At 70.0% G+C, this 16,354-nt stretch carries 14 protein-coding genes and 1 pseudogene; 9 read left to right on the top strand and 6 right to left on the bottom strand.

Annotated features, from left to right (window positions below):
- The first annotated feature begins 86 nt into the window (after positions 1–86).
- From ACZ4WQ_RS04655 to ACZ4WQ_RS04670, 4 genes are all read left to right on the top strand, one after another.
- Positions 87–1,064: a metal ABC transporter substrate-binding protein gene (locus ACZ4WQ_RS04655; RefSeq protein ID WP_468022059.1), complete on the top strand. Its 978-nt coding sequence runs from the start codon at positions 87–89 to the stop codon at positions 1,062–1,064.
- Between the two features lie 52 nt (positions 1,065–1,116).
- Positions 1,117–1,944 (top strand): metal ABC transporter ATP-binding protein, encoded by an 828-nt coding sequence (locus tag ACZ4WQ_RS04660; protein WP_358845152.1) that lies wholly within the window; start codon positions 1,117–1,119, stop codon positions 1,942–1,944.
- A gap of 1 nt (position 1,945) precedes the next feature.
- A complete protein-coding gene (locus ACZ4WQ_RS04665) occupies positions 1,946–2,872 on the top strand; it encodes a metal ABC transporter permease (RefSeq protein ID WP_311722564.1) in 927 nt (308 codons plus the stop codon).
- Between the two features lie 89 nt (positions 2,873–2,961).
- Positions 2,962–3,381, top strand: coding sequence for a Fur family transcriptional regulator (locus ACZ4WQ_RS04670; protein WP_311722563.1), 420 nt, complete (start codon positions 2,962–2,964; stop codon positions 3,379–3,381).
- 81 nt (positions 3,382–3,462) lie between these two features.
- Here ACZ4WQ_RS04670 and ACZ4WQ_RS04675 read toward each other — a convergent pair whose 3' ends face one another.
- Entirely contained in the window at positions 3,463–4,851 is a 1,389-nt protein-coding gene (locus ACZ4WQ_RS04675; protein ID WP_468022060.1) for a TerD family protein, read from the bottom strand.
- A gap of 181 nt (positions 4,852–5,032) precedes the next feature.
- Here ACZ4WQ_RS04675 and ACZ4WQ_RS04680 point away from each other — a divergent pair, with 181 nt between their 5' ends.
- Positions 5,033–5,794, top strand: a complete 762-nt coding sequence (locus ACZ4WQ_RS04680) for a hypothetical protein (protein ID WP_398369496.1) — start codon at positions 5,033–5,035, stop codon at positions 5,792–5,794.
- 19 nt (positions 5,795–5,813) lie between these two features.
- Here ACZ4WQ_RS04680 and ACZ4WQ_RS04685 read toward each other — a convergent pair whose 3' ends face one another.
- The 4 genes from ACZ4WQ_RS04685 to ACZ4WQ_RS04700 all read right to left on the bottom strand — a co-directional run bounded on the left by ACZ4WQ_RS04685 (position 5,814) and on the right by ACZ4WQ_RS04700 (position 11,249).
- On the bottom strand, positions 5,814–6,638 hold the full coding sequence (locus ACZ4WQ_RS04685; RefSeq protein ID WP_311722560.1) for an isoprenyl transferase: 825 nt from the start codon (positions 6,636–6,638) through the stop codon (positions 5,814–5,816).
- Positions 6,639–6,671: 33 nt separating this feature from the next.
- Positions 6,672–7,421, bottom strand: a complete 750-nt coding sequence (gene recO / locus ACZ4WQ_RS04690; RefSeq protein WP_311722559.1) for a DNA repair protein RecO — start codon at positions 7,419–7,421, stop codon at positions 6,672–6,674.
- 47 nt (positions 7,422–7,468) lie between these two features.
- Entirely contained in the window at positions 7,469–8,377 is a 909-nt protein-coding gene (locus tag ACZ4WQ_RS04695) for an alpha/beta fold hydrolase (protein WP_398369494.1), read from the bottom strand.
- A 106-nt stretch (positions 8,378–8,483) separates the two neighbouring features.
- Positions 8,484–11,249, bottom strand: a complete 2,766-nt coding sequence (locus ACZ4WQ_RS04700) for an ATP-binding protein (RefSeq protein ID WP_398369492.1) — start codon at positions 11,247–11,249, stop codon at positions 8,484–8,486.
- A gap of 359 nt (positions 11,250–11,608) precedes the next feature.
- On the opposite strand from ACZ4WQ_RS04700, the gene ACZ4WQ_RS04705 reads away from it, so the two are divergent.
- From ACZ4WQ_RS04705 to ACZ4WQ_RS04720, 4 genes are all read left to right on the top strand, one after another.
- Entirely contained in the window at positions 11,609–11,956 is a 348-nt protein-coding gene (locus ACZ4WQ_RS04705) for a hypothetical protein (protein ID WP_398369490.1), read from the top strand.
- 9 nt (positions 11,957–11,965) lie between these two features.
- Positions 11,966–13,852, top strand: coding sequence for an alpha/beta hydrolase (locus ACZ4WQ_RS04710; protein ID WP_398369488.1), 1,887 nt, complete (start codon positions 11,966–11,968; stop codon positions 13,850–13,852).
- 76 nt (positions 13,853–13,928) lie between these two features.
- Positions 13,929–14,405: a hypothetical protein gene (locus ACZ4WQ_RS04715; RefSeq protein ID WP_358845145.1), complete on the top strand. Its 477-nt coding sequence runs from the start codon at positions 13,929–13,931 to the stop codon at positions 14,403–14,405.
- 290 nt (positions 14,406–14,695) lie between these two features.
- Positions 14,696–15,337, top strand: a complete 642-nt coding sequence (locus ACZ4WQ_RS04720) for an SMI1/KNR4 family protein (RefSeq protein ID WP_398369486.1) — start codon at positions 14,696–14,698, stop codon at positions 15,335–15,337.
- A 16-nt stretch (positions 15,338–15,353) separates the two neighbouring features.
- Here the strand turns inward: ACZ4WQ_RS04720 and ACZ4WQ_RS04725 are convergent.
- Positions 15,354–16,183 (bottom strand): annotated as a pseudogene (locus tag ACZ4WQ_RS04725) (IS5 family transposase).
- Between the last annotated feature and the right edge of the window lie 171 nt (positions 16,184–16,354).

Raw genomic sequence — 16,354 nt, forward strand, 5'->3', positions numbered from 1 at the left:
ACCCCTCGGATCAAATCGGTAAGCGAACCGATCAACAAGCGGACCGTTGTTGACAATGGTTTCCATCTTTGTTGAAAATGAGAGTCATGAACATACGTCGCCCCATCCTCCCGGCCGCCGTCGCCGGAGTCGCTGTTCTCGGCCTGGCCACAGCGCTCACAGCCTGCTCCGCCAATACGACGGACGGCCGTACGGACGGCAAACTGGATGTGGTGGCGTCGTTCTACCCGATGCAGTTCCTCGCCGAGCGCATAGGCGGCGGTCACGTCCATGTGTCCAGTCTGACCAAGCCCGGCACGGAACCGCACGACCTGGACATCAGCGCCCGGCAGACCGCCGACCTGAGCAAGGCCGGACTGGTCGTCTACCTCAAGGGGCTCCAGCCGGCCGTCGACGCCGCCGTCAAGCAGGCCGAGCCGAAGCACGTCGCCGAAGCATCCTCGTACACCTCCCTGGAAGACCACGGTACCGAGGTGGCGGGCGATGAACACGGGCACGACGAGCACGGAGAAGGCGAGCACGGCCACTCCGGCGAGGACGCCGGCTCCGACCCGCACATCTGGCTGGATCCGGTGCGTTACGCCCAGGTCGCCGAGGGTGTCGGCAAGGCGCTGGAGAAGGCCGACCCCGACCACGCCGCCGCCTACAAGAAGAACACCGCCGCGCTGGTCAAGCAGCTCGGCGCGCTGAACGACGATTTCCGGACGGGCCTGAAGAACCGCGCCTCGGACACCTTCATCACCACCCACGCCGCATTCGGCTACCTCGCCGAGCGCTACGGCCTGCGCCAGGAGGCCATCTCCGGCATCGACCCGGAGTCCGAGCCCAGCCCCGCCCGGGTGAAGGACCTGCACGAGATCACGAAGAAGGACAAGGTCGGCACCGTCTTCTTCGAGACGCTGGTGAGCGACAAGACCGCCAAGACCCTGGCGGGCGACCTGGGGCTGCGCACCGATGTGCTCGACCCGATCGAGGGCATCAGCGGCAAGTCCAAGGGCCGAGACTACTTCGAGGTCATGCACGCCAACCTCAGGGCGCTCGAAAAGGCCCTGGGCACCAAGTGAGGCCCGAAATGAGGCGCGAAATGACGAGCGAACGACGAGCGGAGGAAGCCATATGAAGCCGGAACCCGCCACGGAGCCATCCCCCGAGAACACCGCCAAGGCCTCCTCGGACGAGGCCCCGACGGTCATATCGCTGCGCGGCGCCACCGCCTCCCTCGGCGGCCGCCCCGTGCTGCGCGGCGTCGACCTGACCGTACGGCGCGGCGAGGTGGTCGCGCTGCTCGGCGCCAACGGCTCGGGCAAGTCCACGGCGGTGCGCTCCGTCGTCGGCCAGGTGCCGCTGTCCGGCGGCGATCTCGAGCTGTTCGGCACCCCCGGCCGCCGCTTCCGCGACTGGGCCCGCATCGGCTACGTACCGCAGCGCACCACCGCCGCCAGCGGCGTCCCCGCGACCGTCCGCGAGGTCGTCTCCACCGGGCGGCTCACCCGCAGGCGGCTGGGTCCGCCGCGCGCGGCGGACCGGGCGGCGGTGCGGCGGGCGCTGGAGCTCGTCGGCATGGCCGACCGCGCCAAGGACTCGGTGAGCGCGCTGTCCGGTGGCCAGCACCAGCGGGTGCTGATCGCCCGCGCGCTGGCCGGCGAGCCCGAACTGCTGATCATGGACGAGCCGATGGCCGGGGTCGACCTGGCCAGCCAGGAGATCCTCGCCGGCACCCTGCGCGAGCAGGTCGCCCAGGGCGCCACCGTGCTGCTGGTGCTCCACGAACTCGGCCCGCTGGAGCCGCTGATCGACCGCGCGGTGGTGCTGCGCGACGGCTGTGTGGTCCACGACGGCCCGCCGCCCAAGGCCGTGGGCCAGCACGCGCTGCCGGGCCACGACCACGTACACCCGCACGCGGCGCACGACGCCGAACCGATCCGGACGGGACTGCTGACCTGACATGCTGGAGATCCTCGACTACGCGTTCATGCAGCGGGCGCTGATCGCCGCCGTCCTGGTCGGCATCACCGCCCCCGCCGTCGGCATCTACCTCGTCCAGCGCCGCCAGGCGATCATGGGCGACGGCATCGGCCATGTCGCGCTCACCGGCGTCGCGCTCGGCTTTCTGACCGGCACCAACCCGGTGTGGACGGCCGTCGTGGTCTCCGCCCTCGGCGCGGTCCTCATGGAGCTGATCCGCTGGTACGGCAAGACGCGCGGCGATCTGGCCCTCGCGATGCTCTTCTACGGCGGCATGGCCGGCGGCGTCCTGCTGATCAACCTCTCGCCGACCGGCTCCAACGCCAACCTGACCACGTATCTCTTCGGCTCGATCACCACCGTCTCCCGCGAGGACGTGACCGCGATCACCTTCCTCGCGGCCTTCGTCGTGCTGATCACCCTCGGGCTGCGCCGCCAGTTGTTCGCGGTCTGCCAGGACGAGGAGTTCGCGCGGGTGACCGGCCTGCCGGTGCGCACCCTCAACCTGCTGCTGGCCATCACCGCCGCCGTCACCGTCACCGTGGCCATGCGCGTCGTGGGCCTGCTGCTGGTCAGCGCCCTGATGGTGGTCCCGGTCGCGGCCGCCCAACAGGCCACGCGCGGCTTCGCGATGACGCTCGCGCTCGCCGTCGCGATCGGCATCGTGGTGACGCTCTCCGGCACGGTCTACTCCTTCTACGAGGACGTCCCGCCCGGCGCGAGCATCGTCGTCCTCGCCATCGCCGTGTTCGCCGCGATCACCGCGCTCGCCGCCCCGTTGGCGAGAAGACGCGCACGGAGGGCAGCGGCGGCCGAGGAGCGCTGCACGCTCCCGGTCCCCGGCGCGCGCGTCTCCGCCGCCTCCGCCTCCGCTGGAGCGGGCGAAACGGATGATGTGCTGCTCTAGCCCGTGCGCCCTGCTTTCCCTGGCACAATGGCCACGCGGATGCGCGACGTACGAGCAGGCGACGAGCAGGCGATGTTGAGGAGGCAACTGTGGTGACCGCGGGTCCCCCAGTACGCGGCCGGTCCACCAGGCAGCGGGCGGCGGTAGCGGCTGCGCTGGACGAGGTGGACGAGTTCCGCAGTGCGCAGGAGCTTCACGACATGCTGAAGCACCGCGGCGACTCCGTCGGCCTGACCACGGTCTATCGCACGCTCCAGTCCCTCGCCGACGCGGGCGAGGTCGATGTGTTGCGCACCACCGACGGCGAGGCCGTCTACCGCCGATGCAGCAGCGGCGAGCACCACCACCATCTGGTCTGCCGCACCTGCGGCAAGGCGGTCGAGGTGGAGGGCCCGGCCGTGGAGAAGTGGGCGGACGCGATCGCCGCGGAACACGGCTTCGTGGACGTGGCCCACACGATCGAGATCTTCGGCACCTGTGGGGACTGCGCGACGCCGCCCAAGGTGTAGCTCGCCGACTTTGCGGTGAGTTCGGGACACCGACGCGCCGTCGTCGCGGCGTGTCGCCGTCCCATACTCACCGCAACGTCACTACCGCTTCCCCCGCCGCAGCCAGTCCCGCACCTTGCGGACCTCGGACACCTTCTCCGGGGGCGGGACGGGCGCGGGGACGGGCGCCGGTACGGGGATGGGAGCTGCCGCAGCCGGGGCCGGCAGGGGCGTGGGCATGGGCGGCCCGCTGTGCGGCCGCAGCCCCTTCAGCCGCGCCTGCCAGGGACCGTCCGCCATCTCCAGGTGCACGATGACCGGCCCCTCGGGCAGCGGCACGGTCTCCCGCCGCCTGCCGATCTCGTTGACGGCGTTCTCGTACCCGGGCAGGGCCGTGGGGTCGTGGTGCTCCGCCAGTTCGTAGAGGTGGACGATGAGGTTGTCGTCGCCCCGGTAACGGATGGCGAGGTCGGCCGTACCCGCCGTGTGCAGCAGAACGTCAGGGCCGCCCCACTCCAGCCACTCCTCCGTCAGCCGACGGCCCGCCGCCAGCGGCAACACCCGTAGCTGCCAGGGGCCTTCCGCCTGCAACCGCAGGCGCAGGGGCCCGCGCCCGGGGACCTCGGTCAGCAGCCGCCCCCGGAAGGCGTGCTCGGTGCTGTTGACGAGGTTGTCCTTCTTCTTGTTCCGCTGGTCGAGGGTCCACAGGCCGGTGTATCCCCCGCCCTCGAGGGTGAGTTCGACGATGACCGGCCCCTGCGGGAGCCCGTCCACCGTGATCACGTCGTTGTCCCGGCCGTCCTGCTCGTACGGCTCGAAGACCGCGCCGAACGACCAGTCCGCCGGGTACGCCGAGTACGCCGGGCCCGGCGCGGGAGGCGGCACCACCAAGGTCGGCGTCGGCGTGGGGGTCGGCGTCGGTGCCGGTGCCGGTGCCGGTGCCGGTACGGGAAGCGGTTCCGGGGACGCGGACGGGGTCTGGGCCTGGGCCTGGCCGTCCTCCGCCACGTCCACGCCGTGGTCCGTCGCCAGGCCTGCGAGGCCGTCCACGTACCCCTGGCCCACCGCACGGAACTTCCAGCCGCCCGCCCGCCGGTACAGCTCCGCCAGCACCATGGCCGTCTCGCCGCCGCCGTCGGTCACGTCGTACCGGGCGATGGACGTACCGTCCGGCGCGAACGCCTCCACCGACAGCCCGGACACATCCCGCATCGCGCCGCTGTCCGTCGAGCCGACCACGAGGACGCGGACGATCTCCTCCTCGATCGCGGTGAGGCCGACCTCCAGCCACACCGTGCCGTCGCCCTCACCCCCATCCCCGGCCAGCCGCACGGCGCCCGACGGATGGACCGGCGCGCCGTGGAACACGACATCCCCGTCCCCCCGGACCCTCCCGCCCTCCGTCAGGAGCAAGGCCGAGGCGTCCAGCCCGCTCCGCACGGCGATCCGCAGCGGCACGGACGGAACAAAGGTGTTGCCACCCTTGATCATTCCCCCATCACCTTTTCTTCACATCGTGGGCCGGCGAGCGGATCATGCCACAGGTCGCCGAATGCGCACACGGTCGGGCGCGTCCGACTCCCAACACGGTTGTCGGTGGGGGCGGTTACGGTTCTTGATGGTGGTGACCAGCAGGGATCACCACTGCCGGACCGACTGGGGGACGCACGCCATGACCGATCTCTACACCGTGTCCATCGACGCCGTCGAAGGCCCTACCTTCCGCGGCAAGGTGCACATCATCAACCCCGACGCCGCGAGCGTTCCCTCGGTCCGCACCTTCCCGCTGGCCCTGCTGGTGGACGCCTGGTACCTGCTGACCAACGGATACCTGGGCAACGACGGCCCGGAGGTGCACCGCGGAGACCGGTGCCCCATCTCCAAGGAGCGGGGCAAGGAGATCGTGGCCGGCATGCGGCTGAAGGACGATCTCTCGGAGGTCTACGACCTCATCCTGGGCAAGATGATCCGCGTCAACAGCGGCGGATACATCCTCGCGGACGACGGCAGGACCGTCGTCGAGCCCATGCGCCGGGCCAAGGACGTGTACAAGCTGGGCTGGAGCTCGGGCAGCGACCCGATCTCGTCGTACGTGTTCACCAGGAGCGATCCGGAGGAGTTCACCCGGCGCGCCGCCGAGATCGTGACCTCCTACGAGCGCGGCCCGGTCCTCAATGTGCCGCTGTGGAGCGAGGTCGCGGCGCTGGAGAGCGACCGTGAGCCCTGGGAGCCGGGAGAGGACCGGGAAGCCATGCTCACCTGGCACGACCCCGTCGACCTGGAGTACTGGCGGGCGTGGCGGCTGCTGCGGGACCGCCCGTTCGAGGAGTGGCCCTACGCGGAGATCACGGTGACGGTGAGCGACGCGGGGTATCTGGAGCATCTGGCGGGCGGCGGCATGCGCTGGTCGACCGCGCAGACCGGCTACGCGTGAGCACCGCCGCCCTGGGCCCTTACTTCTGGTTCTCCTTCTGGGCCTCGTTCGGGATCGCCCCGCCGAAGCGGCGGTCGCGGGAGGCGTACTCCAGGCAGGCCCGCCACAGGTCACGGCGGTCGAAGTCCGGCCAGAGCACGTCCTGGTAGACCATCTCCGCGTAGGCGCTCTGCCAGATCAGGTAGTTGGATGTGCGCTGCTCGCCCGAGGGCCGCAGGAAGAGATCCACATCCGGCATGTCGGGGTAGTAGAGGTACTTCGCGAAGGTCTTCTCGTTGACCTTCGACGGGTCGAGACGCCCCGCCCTGACGTCCTCCGCCAGCGCCTTCGCCGCGTCCGCGATCTCGGCCCGGCCGCCGTAGTTCATGCAGAAGTACATGGTCATGGCGTCGTTGTCCTTGGTCTGCTCCTGCGCGACCTGGAGCTCCTGAGCCACCGACTTCCACAGCTTCGGCATCCGCCCCACCCAGCGGATACGGATGCCCATCTCGTCCATCTCGTCGCGGCGGCGGCGGATGACGTCCCGGTTGAAGTTCATCAGGAAGCGGACCTCATCGGGCGAGCGCTTCCAGTTCTCGGTGGAGAAGGCGTAGAGGGAGAGGTTGTTGACCCCTATCTCCAGACAGCCCTTGAGCACGTCGAGGACCACGCCCTCGCCCACCTTGTGCCCCTCGGTGCGCGGCAGCCCGCGCTCCTTGGCCCAGCGGCCGTTGCCGTCCATGACGACCGCCACATGGTTCGGCACCAGCTCACCGGGGATCTTCGGCGGACGGGCACCCGAGGGGTGCTGGTCCGGGGCCCGGTACTCGCGCCGCTGTCGGCCCAGAATCCCGCGTCGTGCCATTGCCTGCCGTCTCCCTCTCAACGCTTCCGTGGTCTATTTCTCTACATACCGCAGCGACCGGAGCCCCCGCTCCAGGTGCCAGTGCAAATAAGCCGCCACCAGCCCGCTGCCCTCCCGGGCGTGCCGCGCCTCACACGCGTCCGCCGTCGCCCAGTCCCCGGTCAGGAGCGCGCCCAGCAGCGTGAGCGACTCAGCCGAGGGTACGACGCTTCCGGGCACCCGGCACTCCCCGCAGATCACCCCGCCCGCACCGACCGAGAAGAACCGGTTCGGCCCGGGCATCCCACACTTCGCGCAGTTGTCGAAGCTCGGCGCGTAGCCGTTCACCGCGAGGGAGCGGAGCAGGAAGGCGTCCAGGATGAGATGCGGCTCGTGCTCCCCCGAGGCGAGCGTCCGCAGGGCGCCGACCAGCAGCAGATACTGCTGCATGGCGGGCTCGCCCTCGTGGTCGGTGAACCGCTCGGCGGTCTCCAGCATCGCCGTACCGGCGGTGTAGCGGGCGTAGTCGGTCACGATGGCGCTGCCGTACGGAGCGATGGTCTCACTCTGCGTGCACAGCGGCAGCCCGCGGCCGACCAGCTCGCCGCCACCGCGCGAGAAGAACTGCACGTCGACATGGCTGAACGGTTCCAGCCGCGCCCCGAACTTCGACTTCGTCCGCCGCACCCCCCGGGCCACGGCCCGCACCCGGCCGTGACCACGGGTGAGCAGCGTGATGATCCGGTCCGCCTCGCCCAGCTTCTGGGTGCGCAGCACGATGCCGTCGTCGCGGAACAGACTCATGGCGCTCATTCTCCATGACGGCGGACGCCGCGGAGAACGGCATCCGCTCAGGCGGTGGCGAAGTGGGCGATGAGCGCCGTCGCGACCGGATCGACCGCCTCCGGCGCGATCATGTGGCCCATGTCCTGGACCATCAGCAGCCGGGCCCCGGCGATCGCCTCCGCGATCAGCTGCCCGTGTCCGGGCTTGGCCGGTTCGCAGGTGCCCTCGACGACCAGGGTGGGCGCCTGCACCTTGACCAGCGCGCCGACGGGTTCGAACGCCAGGTCGGCCATTCCGGCGAGCCGGTGGTTGGCCGTGGTGCGCGGGTCGCGGGCGCGGTCGAACAGCAGCTCCTCCAGCCGCCGTTGGGCGTCCTCGTCGAACGGCAGCGCCGTTCCGTTCATCACCCTGGCCATCGCGATCTGGAAGTCGACGGCCTCGGCGCGGGTGCTGGGCGGCGCGGCCGTCATGGCGGCCCGGAAGAACTCGACGAACTCCGGCCGCGGCTCCGGCAGGCTGCCCGCCGGCTGCGGTTCGCCGAGCAGGGCACGGGTCAGCACCTCTCCCTCGCGGGCGCCGAGCGGCGAGGAGCCGATCACCGTGAGGGTGGCCACCCGCTCGGGGTGGTCCGCGGCGATCCACTGGGCGAGCAGACCGCCCGCGGAGTGGCCGACCACGTGCGCCCGGTCGATGCCGAGGGCGTCGAGCAGGCCGAGCGCGTCGTCCCTGAGCGCCGCCCAGGTGTAGGGGTGGGCCTCGAAGTCCCGGGCCGTGGACCGGCCGACGTCCCGGTGGTCGTAGCGGATGACCCGGTGGCCGGCGGCCGCGATGCGGCCCACGAACTCGTCGGGCCACAGCAGGCCCTGGGTCATCGACCCCATGATGAGCAGCACCGGCGGATGGGAGGGGTCGCCGAACTCCTCCGTCCACAGCTCGATGTCGCCGACCGTGACCGGCTGTCCTTCTACCGTCATGCGTGTCGCTCTTCTTTCGTTGCTTCTCTCGTTGACGGGGACAACTGTGCCGGGACGGGCCATCGGTGCCATCCGTAGGACCACTGGTGGCGACCACTGGTGGCGGCTACTGAAGCAGCAGCCGCGTCAGCTCCGCGCGCGAGCTGATGCCCAGCTTCGGGTAGACCTTGTACAGGTGGTACTCCACGGTGCGGGGGCTGAGGAACAGCTGGGCCGCGACCTCGCGGTTGGCCGCGCCCTGGGCCACCAGCCGGGCGATCCGCAGCTCTTGCGGGGTGAGCGCGGCGAGCGCGTCCGGCGCCGGGCGGTCGGCGCTCTCCCCCGCGGCCCGCAGCTCGCCCCGCGCGCGCCGCTCCCACGGTTCGGCGGCCAGCCGCTGGAAGACCTCCATGGCCTGGCGCAGATGCCCTCTCGCCTCGCCGACCCGGCGGGCGCGGCGCAGCCGCTCGCCCAGCAGCAGCGCGGTACGGGCCCGGTCGTACGCGGCGCCGCTGTCGGCGGCGAGTTGCCCGAGCGCCTCGTACAGCAGCGACACGGCCTTGTCGTCCTCGGCGACCAGCGCGCGGCAGCGGGCCAGCAGCGCCTGGGAGCGCGCCGAGGCCGCGTGCGCCGACCACCGCTCCAGGAAGGCCACGGCGGTGCGGGCGGCGGCCTCGTCCCCGGCGGCCACGGCGGCCTCGACCCGGTCGGCGACCGATCCCCATACGACCACGGGATGTCCGGCGCCCGGGCCCGCGTCGACCAGCGCCGCCAGCCGCTCGTGCGCCTGGGCGAACCGTCCGAGGCCGAGGTCGAGAACGCCCAGGGCGTAGGAGGCCACGCCGACGCGCAGTCCGAGCCGGTGCGGAATGGCGATGGCCAGGGCCTGTCGGGCGTGCGTGTGGCAGACGTCCTCCTCGCCGCGCACCGCGGCGCAGACCGCGAGGTTGGCCAGGTGCGCGGCCGCGGAGTTGCTGATGCCCGCTTCCCGGGCGAGCGCAAGACCTTCCGTGGACAGGGCGGTGCTCAGGGCGAACCGGCTGTTCATCCGCTCGGCGGTGGCGGCGTTCTCCAGGACGACGGGCAGCGTGCCCGCCATTCCGGACACCCGGGCGACCGCACCGGCCCGTGCCCCGTACGCGGCCGCGGCGTCCCCTTCGCCGAGCAGGCTGGCGGCGGCGGCCGCCCACAGCAGGGTGGCGGCCTCGCCCGCGTCGCCGGCGCCGCCGCCCGCGTCGTCCGGGACTGCCGCCAGGGCCCGTCTGAGCAGCGGCACCCCGCGTTCGGGGTCCCCGCCCTGCAAGGCACCGGACCCGGCCAGGACGTCCCGCACGAACGCGTCCGCCGAACCCGGCGGCGGCAGCTCGGACAGGGCCTCGGCACGCCGGCCGATGCGCACGGTGGCATCGCTGTCGCCCACGTAGGAGGCGGCCTCGGCGGCGTCCGCGAGCAGTTGCAGCCGGTCGGGTGCCTGATCCGCCGCGGCAAGGAAGATACGCAGCGCCTCGGCCGCGTCCCCGGAGTTGAGCGCGAAACGGCCGCGCAGCTGGGCGAGTTCGGCCAGCAGGCCGGGGTCCTCGGCGGTCTCACCGGCCGCCGCGAGCGCGCTGTGCGCCTGCCCCGGTCGCCCGCCGAGCCAGGCCGCCACGGCCGCGTCGGTCAGCCGGCGGGCCCGGGCGGCGGGGTCGGGCGTCAGCTGCGCGGCGCGGGTCAGGGCGTCGGCGGCGTCCGCGTAGCCGCCCCGGGCGCGGGCCCGGTCGGCAGCGGCGGCCAGGTCCGCGGCGATCTCCTCGTCGGGGCCGATGGCCACGGCGGCCAGGTGCCCCGCCCGGCGATCCGCGTCGCCCGCCGCCCCGAGGACCGCGGCCAGCGCCTCGTGGGCGGAGCGCCGGTCCGCCGGGCTCGCGGCGGCGTGCACCGCGGAGCGGATCAGCGGGTGCCGGAAGGTGATCGAGGCGGGCCCGGCCACCACAAGACCGGCGGCCTCGGCCGGCTCCAGCGCGCGCTCCGGGGCCCCGAGCCGGGCGGCGGCGGCCAGCACCACCCGGGGGTCGCCCCGCCCGTCGAGCGCGGTGACCAGCAGCACCCGGCGGGTCCCGGCGGGCAGTGCGGCGAGCTGGCCACCGTAGACGGCGGTGACCCCCTCCCCCAGCGGCAGCGGGTCGGGCAGCGGCTCGTGACCCGTCAGCTGGCCGGCCGTCAGCAGTTCGGCGGTCTCCTGGAGGGCGAGCGGGTTGCCGCCAGTGGCCTCGGCGATCAGCGCCGCGACCCGCGGCGAGGGCTCCACGGCCGCCCAGCCGGCGAGGGCCGCGGCCGCGTCGGCGACGTCCAGCCCGGTCAGCCGCCGCTCCGGCAGGTCGCGCAGCGCGTACCGGGTGTCGGGGGTGTCGCGCGTGGCGATCAGCAGCCCCACGCCGTCGGTGTCCAGGCGGCGCGCGGCGAACAGCAGGGCGTCGGCGGAGGCCCGGTCCACCCAGTGGAAATCGTCGACGACGCACAGCAGCCCGTGCTGCCGCCCGGCCTCGGCCAGCAGCGACAGCACCCCCGCGGCCACCAGGAACCGGTCCTGCGCGGCGGGCGGCGCGGCCAGCCCCAACGCCCCGCGCACCGCGTCCCGCTGCGGACCGGGCAACGCGTCGATGAGCCCGGCGACCGGCCGCAGCAACTGATGCAGGGCAGCGAATGCCAGCCCCGTCTCGGGTTCGGCACCGGTGGCGCGCAGCACCTTGGCGGGAGCGGCCTGCTCCGCGGCGTACCGCAGCAGCGCGGACTTCCCGACGCCGGGCTCGCCCCGCAACACCAGGACCCGCCCGGCGCCGGACCGGACGCCGTCGAGCAGCTCGGCGAGCACCGCGCGTTCGTCCGCGCGTCCGGCGAGTCGGCCCCCTGGCATACGGTCCCCCTCCGCTCGTGAGCGCAACGGGTCCGGCGCCGCGCGCCGGGCCGACTGTACGCGGTCCGCTCCGCGGGGACGCGGGGCCTCACGGCTCGGCCCAATCGCGGCGGCCTAAGCACTGACCTGTGCGTTTGTGGTGAATATTGAGACAGCGACACGCGCCGTGACGTGGGCGTGACGCTAGGATGATCGTTTTGCACATCGCTGCCGGGTGTGCAGTACGAGGGGGAGGGAAGCGCATGTCCACGTTCGAGGCGGAATGGGCGCAGATGAAGCGCGAGGCATCCGGGGAGACCCGAATGAGCCTCGCGGGCGCCGGCGACAAGCCCGACTGAGAGCAAGAGGGATCGGGCAGCGTGAGGTCCAGCAAGAACGCGTGGACGGAGGCGGCCCAGGAAGTCGGCAAGCTGCGGGGGAACATCAAGACCGCGCTGACAAAGCTGGAGGAGGAGCAGAAGGGCCTGGGCGCGGGCAGCGAGACCGGCGGCGGTATCGAGAGCGCGGCGGCCCAGCGGGAGCTCTACGTCTCCTGGAAGCGCTATCTGAAAGGCGTGAGCGGCAAGTGCGGCACCTTTCAGGACCGGCTCCAGAAGGCCGGGGATCACCACTACGAGAACGACGCGGCCATCGAGAGCGCATTCGATAGATGGGACGGCCTGTACAAGGACACGAAGCCCGTCGGTGGCGAGAGCCGGGGGCGGTGACGCGGACCAGTGGATTACTCGACCCTCAAGTCCCTCAAGCCTTCTGAGTTCGAGGACGCGGCAGGCGGCTATCGGACCCTCGGCGAGATGGCGAGTCAGGCCAAGGACGACATCGAGCAGCAAGTGACCGCGGGGATGCGGAAATCGCTCGAGGGCAAGGCTGTGGACGAGGCCGTCCGGAAACTCCGGAAGCTGGCCACGAACTTCCATTACGCCCAGGTGGAATGCGCACTCATCACCACCGCTCTCAACTCTCTGGCCTACGAACTACGGGCAGCCAAGAACAAGCTCGACGCCGCTGTGGAGGATGCCGCTGCCGCACAGTTCACCGTGGGCTCCGACGGCTCGGTGAGCTACCCGTCGGCCGGCGACAAGGTCGACGGCAAGGTGCCCGAGGGCGGTACGGTCACGGGCAGTGCCAGGAAGTCCACCGGCAACCCGATCGACCCTGCTGGAGACGCGAACGACACGGCCAAGGCTCTCCAGCGCCAGGCATCGAACCTCCACGGCAACCCGAATTACGTCCGCGCGCTGGCCATCGCCGACCGCATTGCGCAAGCCGTCCACCAGGCCACCCGGGCCGACGAAAAGTGGGCCCCCGAGCTGCGCAGGTTGAAGGCTGACGACGACCTGGTCGTCGCCGCCGAGGACTGGGCTGACGCGAAGAGGGACATGGGTGGTGTCCGCCGCAGTGCGAAGGACTACCTGGACGCCATCAAAGCGCCCTTGAAGGACAGCAATCCGGAAGAGAACGCCACGTGGTGGAAGAACCTGTCGAAGAATGAGCAGGACGCTATGCTCGCCCTCGATCCAGCAGGGCTCGGCAAGCGTGACGGTTTACCCGCAGCCGTGCGCGACGAAGCGAACCGGACCGTGCTCGCCGAAACGCGTGCGGAACTCAACCTGAAACTCGACGAGCTCGGCAAGAATGAGCCCGCGAAGTACGAGCAAAAGTGGAACAACATAACCCAGCTTCCCGTTCAGGGGGAGAAGCAGGTGACGCTGGCCTGGCAAGCGTGGGACAGGGAAAGAACCAGGATTAAGGAATCCTTGAAGGGTATGGACGCCATTCAGCGCCGCTTTGACAGGACCGGAGAGGACGGTCTGCCAGAGGCGTATCTGCTGGGATTCAGCGCGGAAGGGCGGGGGCGGGCCATCGTCGCCAACGGAAATCCTGATGACGCGGATCACATCGCGGTGTACACACCTGGAACCGAATCCTCACTCAGCAACAGCAAGGGGGACATCAATCGCGGGGTGAACTTGTGGAAAACATCCCAGCGTTTGACCGATCAGGAAGTATCGACCGTTACTTGGATAGGCTACGATGCGCCGCCGGAACTCTCGGACGCCACTCGGGATAAATATGCGGACAATGCTGTAGGTCCGTACGGCCAGTTCATCGATGGCCTCAACGCCGCGAACAAGTCTGGTTCCGACGCTCATATCACTGCAATCGCGCATTCATATGGGACCACGGTCATCGGCGCCGCGGCCGAAGACGGGGACCTCGGCGTCGACGACATCGTGTTCGCCGGCAGCCCTGGCGCCCGGGTGGAAAATGCCGCGGATCTGGACGTGGGTAAGGGGCATGTCTGGAATGAGCACGCCAAGGGTGACGATTTGGTAAACGGCTTTGGCCGCTTCGGCCACGGGGGCGGGGTCTCGGGCATCGACCCAACCGACCCGATCTTCGGCGCCAACCAGATGGCCACTGATACCGACGGACACAGCGGCTACTGGGACTACGACGACGACAAAAATGTGCCGAGTCTCAGTATCGAGAACCAAGGAAGGGTCATCGTGGGAGAATACGGCAAGGTGCAAATGAAGCCACGCGACGATGGATCACTTCTGCCGGTCGACTGGCGTGAGCCGCCGAATTGGAACGTCTGAAGTGTGGACGGTGTGGCGATGTCGACGGGTACTGGCCGCTGCGGCGGTTCTCCTATGTGTCGTGGGGTGCGGATCCATGAGTGACTCGGATGGTGCGGCGCCGAAGGAAATGCATCCGAGGCAGGCCAAGCAGCACGCCAGAAAGCTGTCCAGTGACGTGTTCGACATGGTCCGGCTCCAAGGGAAAGTGTCGCCTGCCGGACCTGCGACGATGCCCTCCCGACAGGGGGAACGGGATTATTTCGTCCAGCATTTCTGGTCCATCTCTCGCCTGTCTGAGCGGGAGTTGACGCGCGGCTTCAACCGCTTGCGTGAAGAACTTCCGAAGGAGGGGTGGCGCATCACTCGTTTCGGGCACGTGAATTCAACGGACCGCCAGTTGGAGATAGAGGCCGTACACGAAAAGGACAAGTACTCGTTGTCCGCGGAGCTCTGGGTCAGCAGCTCCGGAGAAAACGCGCATGCGTCCGCGCCCAAGAACGACCGAATCGTGTTCTCCGTCGGGTCTCCCATCTACCGAACCCCCAAGGGAGTCGACCGCGACAACTACTGATGCGCGCTGGGCTGGTCGAACTGGCGCCGACGGCGCCAAGCTGTCGCCCGCCGCGCGCTGCCACTACCTGTGGCGCTGTCACACGATCGAGGGGCGGCCTACCTTAGGCCGCCCCTGACCACACAGCTGCCCCACCCCGCCCCCGCCGATTTGCGGCTCCGCCGCGTGGCCGCCCGCCCCCTAGGCGGTGTCGTCAAATGCCACGCCCGTATCAGAGGCAGCAACTACGAGCTGGCCCTCGCACGCGGTACGGTCGGCAGCCATCGGCATTGTCATAGCCACCTGGCACCATGATCGGCGTGAGTGAGACAACTGAGCCTGAAGAGAATGAAGTTGCCGCTGTTCTGACCACGCCGGAGGAGTGGCGTGTCTTTCTGGAGCGATACGGCGAGCTGTACGTGAAGGTCCGTGCCGACGACAAAGAGTTGGTCGATCTGATGGACGACAATCAGTTGGAGGCTCTGGACCGAGGGGAGCGGGTTGAGCCGTGGTTGGGTGAAGCCCCTGCTCGGGAGGAAGCTCTGGTGGCATCCGAGGAGCGGCTCGGAGTGCGGTTCCCACCGAGCCTGCGGGGATTCTTCCTGGCGAGCGACGGGTGGACGCGCCTGGATGCCTGGGTGGACGAGGTCCATCCGTGCGGCCGCATCGTGTGGATGCGGGACAGCGAGGCCGGCAGACGCGTTGCCGAGACCTACGACTCGATACCCGGCAACGAGGACGATGTTCAGTTGTTTCGCCGGTCTATCGAAATCGCCCGGGGAGAGGACTTCTGGCTGCTCGATCCGACCGACGTCGGGCCGGACGGCGAGTGGGCCGCCTACGAGTTCGCACCGAAGTACGGCGACACGACGAAGTACCCCAGCTTCTCCACGCTGTTCCACTCCGGGTACGAGAGCATGGAGGAGGATGAGGACGAGGAGGACATGGACTGAGTTGGTTCGTTAGCCTTCACGCCCACATCAGGAGTGATGCGAGGGCGACGGCCGCTTCGTAGGACTGAGCGGTTTTGTCGTACCGGGTAGCGATCCCTCGCCACCGCTTCAAGCTGTTGAAGCAGCGTTCTACGACGTTGCGGCGCTTGTAGGCCTCACGGTCGAAGCCCGGCGGGCGGCCTCCCCGGCTGCCTCGCCGGGCCCGGTTGCCGGCCTGGTCGGCCCGCTCGGGGATCGTGTGCGAGATGCCCTTGCTGCGGAGCCACGCGCGGATCGCCTTCGAGCTGTAGCTCTTGTCGCCCAGGACGTGATCGGGCCGGGTGCGGGGTCGTCCCGGTCCGGTCCGGGGTACCCGGATCGCTTCCATCACGGCGGTGAACCGGGTGCAGTCGTTGACGTTGCCGCCCGTGACGACGAAAGCCAGAGGCCGGCCTAATCCGTCGCAGGCCAGGTGAATCTTGCTGGTCAGCCCGCCTCTGGAGCGGCCGAGGGCCAGGTCTCGGAGCCCCCTTTTCGAGCCCCGGCCGCATGCTGGTGGGCCCGGACGACCGTGGAGTCGACCGACACCAGCCACTCGATGTCGCCGGCCGCGTCCGCCTTCGCCTGCGCGGCCCGCAGCATCCGGTCGAACGTCCCGTTCGCCGCCCACCTGCGAAAACGCGTATGCAGTGGGGCCCAGGGGCCGTAACGGTCGGGCACATCCCGCCAGGCGACACCGGTCCGGAACTTCCACACGATCCCGTTCAGGACTCTACGGTCATCCAGCCGCTTCCGCCCCCGCACTGACTCGGGCAGCAACGGCCGGACGAACTCCCACTCGGCATCGGACAGGTCATGGCGACGTATCACGACACCATGATCCACCAGCGGTGATCATTTGAAGACACTGCCTAGTACTGCAACGACACTCCGTGACGTCCTCTGCGTCTGTAGTGGCTGATGCGGGCTCGGGCTTGGCTTTTTCTTCGCCATAGGGACCAGGCGAGTACGTGCTGGATGCCGTGGCGGATGGGAGAG

The organism is Streptomyces sp. NPDC028305, from assembly GCF_055569495.1.

Bases quoted from the DNA above. Each gene is read 5' to 3' on its own strand.
- ACZ4WQ_RS04665 (WP_311722564.1), top strand. From the start codon at position 1,946: ATGCTGGAGATCCTCGACTACGCGTTCATGCAGCGGGCGCTGATCGCC.
- recO (WP_311722559.1), bottom strand. From the start codon at position 7,421: ATGAGTCTGTTCCGCGACGACGGCATCGTGCTGCGCACCCAGAAGCTG.
- ACZ4WQ_RS04695 (WP_398369494.1), bottom strand. From the start codon at position 8,377: ATGACGGTAGAAGGACAGCCGGTCACGGTCGGCGACATCGAGCTGTGG.
- ACZ4WQ_RS04720 (WP_398369486.1), top strand. From the start codon at position 14,696: ATGATCGGCGTGAGTGAGACAACTGAGCCTGAAGAGAATGAAGTTGCC.
- ACZ4WQ_RS04715 (WP_358845145.1), top strand. From the start codon at position 13,929: ATGAGTGACTCGGATGGTGCGGCGCCGAAGGAAATGCATCCGAGGCAG.
- ACZ4WQ_RS04700 (WP_398369492.1), bottom strand. From the start codon at position 11,249: ATGCCAGGGGGCCGACTCGCCGGACGCGCGGACGAACGCGCGGTGCTC.
- ACZ4WQ_RS04685 (WP_311722560.1), bottom strand. From the start codon at position 6,638: ATGGCACGACGCGGGATTCTGGGCCGACAGCGGCGCGAGTACCGGGCC.
- ACZ4WQ_RS04675 (WP_468022060.1), bottom strand. From the start codon at position 4,851: ATGATCAAGGGTGGCAACACCTTTGTTCCGTCCGTGCCGCTGCGGATC.
- ACZ4WQ_RS04655 (WP_468022059.1), top strand. From the start codon at position 87: ATGAACATACGTCGCCCCATCCTCCCGGCCGCCGTCGCCGGAGTCGCT.
- ACZ4WQ_RS04660 (WP_358845152.1), top strand. From the start codon at position 1,117: ATGAAGCCGGAACCCGCCACGGAGCCATCCCCCGAGAACACCGCCAAG.
- ACZ4WQ_RS04680 (WP_398369496.1), top strand. From the start codon at position 5,033: ATGACCGATCTCTACACCGTGTCCATCGACGCCGTCGAAGGCCCTACC.